This is a genomic window from Hominisplanchenecus faecis (assembly GCF_020687205.1).
In the GTDB taxonomy this organism is placed as follows: Bacteria; Bacillota; Clostridia; order Lachnospirales; family Lachnospiraceae; genus Hominisplanchenecus; species Hominisplanchenecus faecis.
This window is the reverse complement of the sequence record NZ_JAJEQE010000082.1, coordinates 1-5679: the sequence shown is the minus strand read 5'-3', so window position 1 is coordinate 5679 and position 5679 is coordinate 1. Positions and strand designations below refer to the sequence as shown.

The 5679-nt window shown below is 40.7% G+C and carries 13 protein-coding genes; 6 read left to right on the top strand and 7 right to left on the bottom strand.

Going from position 1 to position 5679, the window contains the following annotated elements; translation table 11 throughout:
* Positions 1–64: 64 nt before the first annotated feature.
* From LKD42_RS14640 to LKD42_RS14625, 4 genes are read right to left on the bottom strand one after another with little or no spacing between them, the layout of a single operon-like run.
* Entirely contained in the window at positions 65–496 is a 432-nt protein-coding gene (locus LKD42_RS14640; protein ID WP_248836124.1) for a hypothetical protein, read from the bottom strand.
* 12 nt (positions 497–508) lie between these two features.
* The gene (locus tag LKD42_RS14635) at positions 509–712 is read right to left on the bottom strand and encodes a hypothetical protein (protein WP_248836123.1); all 204 of its coding nucleotides are present in this window, start codon (positions 710–712) and stop codon (positions 509–511) included.
* Entirely contained in the window at positions 709–984 is a 276-nt protein-coding gene (locus LKD42_RS14630) for a hypothetical protein (RefSeq protein ID WP_243411851.1), read from the bottom strand. The genes LKD42_RS14635 and LKD42_RS14630 overlap by 4 nt, the downstream gene beginning before the upstream one ends.
* A gap of 18 nt (positions 985–1002) precedes the next feature.
* Entirely contained in the window at positions 1003–1209 is a 207-nt protein-coding gene (locus LKD42_RS14625; protein ID WP_248836122.1) for a hypothetical protein, read from the bottom strand.
* A 119-nt stretch (positions 1210–1328) separates the two neighbouring features.
* Here LKD42_RS14625 and LKD42_RS14620 point away from each other — a divergent pair, with 119 nt between their 5' ends.
* On the top strand, positions 1329–1625 hold the full coding sequence (locus LKD42_RS14620) for a hypothetical protein (protein ID WP_201428288.1): 297 nt from the start codon (positions 1329–1331) through the stop codon (positions 1623–1625).
* A 13-nt stretch (positions 1626–1638) separates the two neighbouring features.
* Here LKD42_RS14620 and LKD42_RS14615 read toward each other — a convergent pair whose 3' ends face one another.
* Complete coding sequence (locus LKD42_RS14615) at positions 1639–1989, bottom strand: helix-turn-helix domain-containing protein (RefSeq protein WP_248836121.1); 351 nt, start codon at positions 1987–1989, stop codon at positions 1639–1641.
* Positions 1990–2088: 99 nt separating this feature from the next.
* Between LKD42_RS14615 and LKD42_RS14610 the strand changes: the two genes are divergently transcribed.
* Positions 2089–2454 (top strand): DUF2513 domain-containing protein, encoded by a 366-nt coding sequence (locus LKD42_RS14610; protein ID WP_248836120.1) that lies wholly within the window; start codon positions 2089–2091, stop codon positions 2452–2454.
* Here the strand turns inward: LKD42_RS14610 and LKD42_RS14605 are convergent.
* On the bottom strand, positions 2435–2617 hold the full coding sequence (locus tag LKD42_RS14605; RefSeq protein ID WP_248836119.1) for a hypothetical protein: 183 nt from the start codon (positions 2615–2617) through the stop codon (positions 2435–2437). The two genes, LKD42_RS14610 and LKD42_RS14605, sit on opposite strands and share 20 nt — an antisense overlap.
* A gap of 14 nt (positions 2618–2631) precedes the next feature.
* Positions 2632–2826 (bottom strand): helix-turn-helix domain-containing protein, encoded by a 195-nt coding sequence (locus tag LKD42_RS14600; RefSeq protein ID WP_248836118.1) that lies wholly within the window; start codon positions 2824–2826, stop codon positions 2632–2634.
* Positions 2827–3223: 397 nt separating this feature from the next.
* On the opposite strand from LKD42_RS14600, the gene LKD42_RS14595 reads away from it, so the two are divergent.
* The 4 genes from LKD42_RS14595 to LKD42_RS14580 all read left to right on the top strand — a co-directional run.
* Entirely contained in the window at positions 3224–3544 is a 321-nt protein-coding gene (locus tag LKD42_RS14595) for a helix-turn-helix domain-containing protein (RefSeq protein ID WP_248836117.1), read from the top strand.
* A 374-nt stretch (positions 3545–3918) separates the two neighbouring features.
* Positions 3919–4407, top strand: coding sequence for an ImmA/IrrE family metallo-endopeptidase (locus LKD42_RS14590; protein WP_248836116.1), 489 nt, complete (start codon positions 3919–3921; stop codon positions 4405–4407).
* 28 nt (positions 4408–4435) lie between these two features.
* Positions 4436–5116: a hypothetical protein gene (locus tag LKD42_RS14585; RefSeq protein ID WP_248836115.1), complete on the top strand. Its 681-nt coding sequence runs from the start codon at positions 4436–4438 to the stop codon at positions 5114–5116.
* Positions 5117–5290: 174 nt separating this feature from the next.
* Positions 5291–5679 (top strand): tyrosine-type recombinase/integrase (locus LKD42_RS14580; protein ID WP_248836114.1); only part of this gene is annotated, 389 nt, incomplete at its 3' end.

Below are 5679 nucleotides of genomic sequence, written 5' to 3'. Positions count from 1 at the left end.
TGTTCATGAATTGTCAGTACCTTATTCAGTAATACACCAATCCATTTTCTTCTCTCTTCTGCTGTCATTTTGCCCCCGCTTTCCATGCCAGCTTCTTCAACTGCTCATACAATTTATTGAATGTCTCTTCTTCAATCCCCGAAAACGTAATACCGTCACCTGTATATGTATCACTTACAAACAAAATGTTTCCCATGATCGGGGAGCCGTGTTTATTGGTTTCGTACAGGTAACAGCCGATCGGGTTAAGCTGAAGTTCATTCTTGAGCAGAAACTCTTCGTCAACCAGCATAGCCACACACTTGCTGTTTTCACATTTAACTTCTGTCGTATGACCTAATTCGTTATACAGTCGTCTTGGCATGACGTGCTCGATCATCTCGCATCCGTTCCCGATCAGCTCACAGAGCTGTCTGTTCTGCTCTCTTATCGTTCCCTGCGGGAAATCATGCACGGTCACTTCCAGATCCGTGCTAACCTTGATAATTTTGCTCATTCTGTTTCCTCCTTACTCCGCCCACAGTATGCGGATCAGTACCGCACACCACACGGTAATTGTGGTTCCTACAATATCTCGCTCACAAATCGTGCTGTATTTTCCCAGCCACCAGAACGTGAACGCTGCGGCTGCTGTGGCTACGATCGGGGCGAGTGCAGCCGCTCCGGTTGTTTCTTCCGCTTCTTCTGTTACTTCTGTTTCTCTTCTTTTCATTGCTTGTCTCCTTTCCATACGAACCCGGTCAGCTCGTATAACTTTTTGGGACTGATGTATGTACTTCTTCGACTTGCCTGCCCTCTTTTGGTCGGCTTCGATCTGAACACCAGCCCGATATCCAGCTCACCGGACTCCATTCGGTTAATCACTGTGCTCTGTTCCACTCCCAGAACCTTTGCGGCTACCCTTGTGGGTACCGGTTCAGGCGGGAACTCTGGCTGCTTGCACTCCCGGAGTACTTCCAGAAGCATTTTTTTAAGTTCTTCCATTTTGCCACCTCACTTTCTCTATTCATCCAGTGTCAGAATCACAATCCAGAACAGCAACAGGATTGCTAATGGTTTACCCCGCTTTCTATAGGATTCTTCCATTGTCTCTAATGCTGTTGCGGTATCACTGAACGCACTCGAGACTGCTTCTCGCATCTCCGCACCTGTGATCGCTGTCGTAACTTTCTCGGCTTGCTTTTTGATGTCTGAAATATAATGTTTCATCAATGGTCTGTTACCTCCTGTTTTCCCTTACTCAATATTTTTGTATTGATTTTTTAATATTTTGGTAGTATCCTTTTATTCACCACATAACGACCATAGAGAACAGAAAGGAGTACATTATGCCTCAAATTCGATTTTGTGTAGGCTCTTACCCTGGAAACATTGACAAACGTCTTGATTACATATCTTCTGCAAGTATCTATGAATTTTTTCCGGATGACTTTATGAAAGAATTTACAAGGTTTAGTGATGTAACTGACTTCTTCAAAGCCATTGGCTGTGATTTAACAGCACCGGAAGATCTTAATAAACTGCAAGATACTGTTGCATTTGATTCTTCTATCAGACTGCATTCTGATTTTGAATCTTGGCAGGATATGGTCGAAACAGCTTACCAGCGTCTCTTAGACAAATAGATTTTTAATGATGCTATTCGCTGTCTGGCTTTACTAGCTTGAATCTCACATCACATACTGCATAGCCATCTTCAATTTTTAATAACTTTACGAACGCTCGCACATCTGGGCGTTCTTTTTCTCGCTGCTTATCGCCTGCTTCATCTGACTGTTTCGAATCTGCCTCGGTTTTAAGCAACACACTTACATCTACATCAAGTGCGGATGCAAGTCTGAGAATGTCTGTTTCTTTTATCCTTTTTCTTCCTTTCAACATGTCTGTAAGCTGTTGCTTTGAATACCCTGCTTTTTGTGCTACTGTGCACTGCTTAAGACATTTTTCTTTGATTATCTTTGAAAAATTGTCTGCTACAATAGATTTCATCCCTACCCCGCTTTCTTTATTGACTTCACCACGTCTTTCTCTTATCCTTGTTGTACAGGCACTGCCATGCCGAGTACAAAAGAAAGGAGTTGATTCCGCATGAAGCTTAATCCTAATTGCATCCGTGCAATTCTCTTAACCATCGAAGACACTTGCGACTTCGATACTCCTTGGGAATACGATGCTGATGATGCAAATTCCGGTTTTCTTTCTGGATATGAACACAACGAAATTTTGTACCATATTCGTCAAGCCGAAGCATCTGGACTTATTGACGTTGTTCATTATTACGATTTTGGTACCAGTGTCCTTGTTCGAGATCTGACACCTCAAGGACATGAATTTCTTGCCAATATCAGCACTGAACCTATGTGGAAAAAAGTACTTGAAAAAGGTACTAATGCATCATTGCCTATCCTTATTGAAATCGCCAAGGAAGTAGCTCTCAAACATTTTCTTGGTTAACCGGAAACGTCACCAGCATTTTCAACGAGAGTTCTGCTTTTCCTATAAAGTCAGAACTCTTGATTCCGTATTCCATTACATGGTGCAGCTCTTTGCCGTCCAGTACTAAACGCGGTCCTCGAATACCCTCATTTCTTACCTCTAATTTCATCGGTTCTTTCATTTCCTGCTTCCTTCCTATTCATCTTCCGTAGCAAACAGATAATCAAATTTTACTTTGAAAATCTTGCACATTTTTTTTGCTTCAAGTGCAGTAAATTTTCCTGTTTTCTTTTTGTTCTCATATGATGTTCTGGAAAGTCCTAATTTTCCTGCCATTTCTTGATTTGTGTAAGAAAATCTAGCTTGTTCAGCTTCCAAATTTCTAAACACCTTTTTCACCTCTTTCTGTTATAATGTTGTTGCGGACTGCAAATTACCTCTTGGGAAGGAGGTGATAGTCTGAAACGAATTGTTTACTCATCGGCTCTTGCCGATAAGTGGATAAAGCTCGGATATAAGATCGTCGCATTATCTTATACCGGTTGCTTCGGAGAAACTCCGTTAGCATTCCACCTCGAAAAGGAATTTTAATGTTCCGGTAACTATTAACCCTGCCCCAATGCAGTCCGCAAATTTTATGTTTACATTATGCAAACTACGTTTATACTATAATTGCTTTTTGCAAACTTGTCAATAGTTTTTTAAATTTTTCTTTTCATTTTGCAAACTTTTTATTGACACATTTTCAATCTGTAACTATAATCAAAACTAACAGGAGGAATAGATTATGGGTGAAAATTTTAACGAAAATTTAAAGAAAGCCAGACTTGAATCTGGACTATCACAAAAAGAACTTTCTGAGAACATAGGCGTTGCAAAGTCCACATATTCGTTATACGAAAGCGGAAAACGTGAGCCAAATGTCAATACAATAAAAAAAATAGCTTCTGCTTTAAACGTTTCTGCCGATATTCTACTCGGAACAGAACCTGAACCCACCACCATCGCCGCCCACTTCGACGGTGAAGAATACACGCAGGACGAACTGGATGAAATCCGCCAGTTTGCAGAGTTTGTGAAGAATAAAAGAAAAGACTCCACCGTTTAAAAGCAGAGTCCGTTCATATTAATGAAAGAAATTATGACAAATAGAAATGCACCATGACAATATAATATACTTACCCAGGCAGCCAGTAGAGCGGCTGTGGTTCCCTTCCTGAGACTTGATGGGAGGGGATGCTTATGAGCGATTATGAAACATTTATGATCATTCTGACGACAGCCAGTTTAATCGTTTCGATTCTTACATACACACATAAGAAATAGCCGCCCTGCTCTCTGGAAAAGATAGGCGGCTATTTTAGTGCAGATCACCAGGACAGGGAGCCTTGACCTCCCTTACTGGCTGTCTTGATAAGTATATTATATGGCACTCAAAAATATTTGTCAATTTCAAATATACAAGAGTGGGAGGTTTTTACAATGAACACTTATGAAGAATTGCAAGAGCAAGCCTGCAAGGAAGGTATAGATATAGTAGACTACAATTTTCAGAGTGATAGAATTAAAGGACTGTATTGTGATGGAATGGTTGCCATCAGCAACAAAATCGACACATCCGTTGAAAAAGCCTGTGTTCTTGCTGAGGAAATTGGACACTATCACACCGCCGTTGGGGATATCACCGATCAGAGCGATGTAGAGAACCGCAAACAGGAATTAAAAGGCAGACTCTGGGCATACAACCAGCAGATCGGTCTGATCGGACTGGTAAATGCATATAAGCAAGGCTGTCATTCAAGGCACGAAGCCGCTGAATATCTTGGAGTTACCGAAGAATTTTTTCAGGATGCGATTGACCGCTACCGTTCTAAGTATGGTGTGTGTGTCGAAGTAGATAATTATGTTGTATTCTTTGAGCCGTCACTGGCGGTGATGGAGAAAAGTGAAGTCACAGGCGAAAGCCTTTGATGCAAACATATAAAGGAGAAAATGAAATATGAAAAAGAAAATTTTAACCACATTTTTATTATGCCTGACTGTTTTTGCTGCAACATCCTGTGGAAGCAAAAATACATCCAGCACAGAGACCGTTTCGTCTGAAACACAGCAACAAACTGAAAGCTTTTCTGAGACCGAGAATGAATCTTCTGAAACTGAATCACAAACAGAAAGCGTAGTGCAGACAGAAACAACAGCTCAGACCGAAACGCTTGCTGTATCTGATGCTTCTCTTTCGTTTCCTTTTGAGGATTTCGGAATTGATATAGATATACCAGATGACTGGAAAATAATAAAATCTGATCTTGATGCAGAGCTTCCGAGCGTAACTTATCGCTGTCAGGATACCCCCATCATGATAAATTTTTTTGAATACGCCGAATCTATTTCATCCGTATCCGAAACATTTTTAGGTGCTCCACTTTCGTCTCTGAAAGATGATGATTCATATTCAGAATTTTATACAGACAATATTTCAGTAGATGGCAAAACTGCTCAATCAACAATGTACTATTACAAAAACACTTTCATGAATCTTGTATCTATAGATACTGGACATAGAATTGTATATATTTATATCGCAATACCTAAGACAAATGGCTATGGTGAAGAAATTGTTGATAACAGTGTATATGATGAATTTGTAGATACTATCGACAATATGAAATTTTCAGAATAAATAAAATCAAAGCAAAAAATCCGCCCCAGTGTTACCAGCACCGAAGCGGATCAGCGAATCTATACAGGTCTGGAGACCGGTATGATCATCTCTAAGCAAGCTGATTATACCACAATCCTCCAGCACCTGTACAGGTGTATTTTTTATACTCATTTTTAAGGAGGATGATATATTATGGCAAAATACAAAAAGAGAAAAGACGGCAGGTACGCCGCATGGGTAACTACCGATGAAATAAATCCGGAAAACGGAAAAAGAGTCCGTATACAGGTATATGGTCGTAGTGTTGCTGAGCTGGAACGCAAGAAAGCCGAGGTGATCGAGCAGACCAGCAAAGGCATCTATGTATCAGAAAAGAACGTGATATTCGGGGCGTATAAATGGAAGTGGTTAGAACTGTACAAATCCGGGCGTGAAACGAACACGATCGAAGGTTATCGGAACATTCTGAAAAACCACACTGCCGCACTGGATGGTCTGAAACTGTTGCAGATTAAAAAAACAGATGTTCAGACCGGATACAATGCACTAAAAGGTCACGCCGATCTGCAGCGTCGTTACTA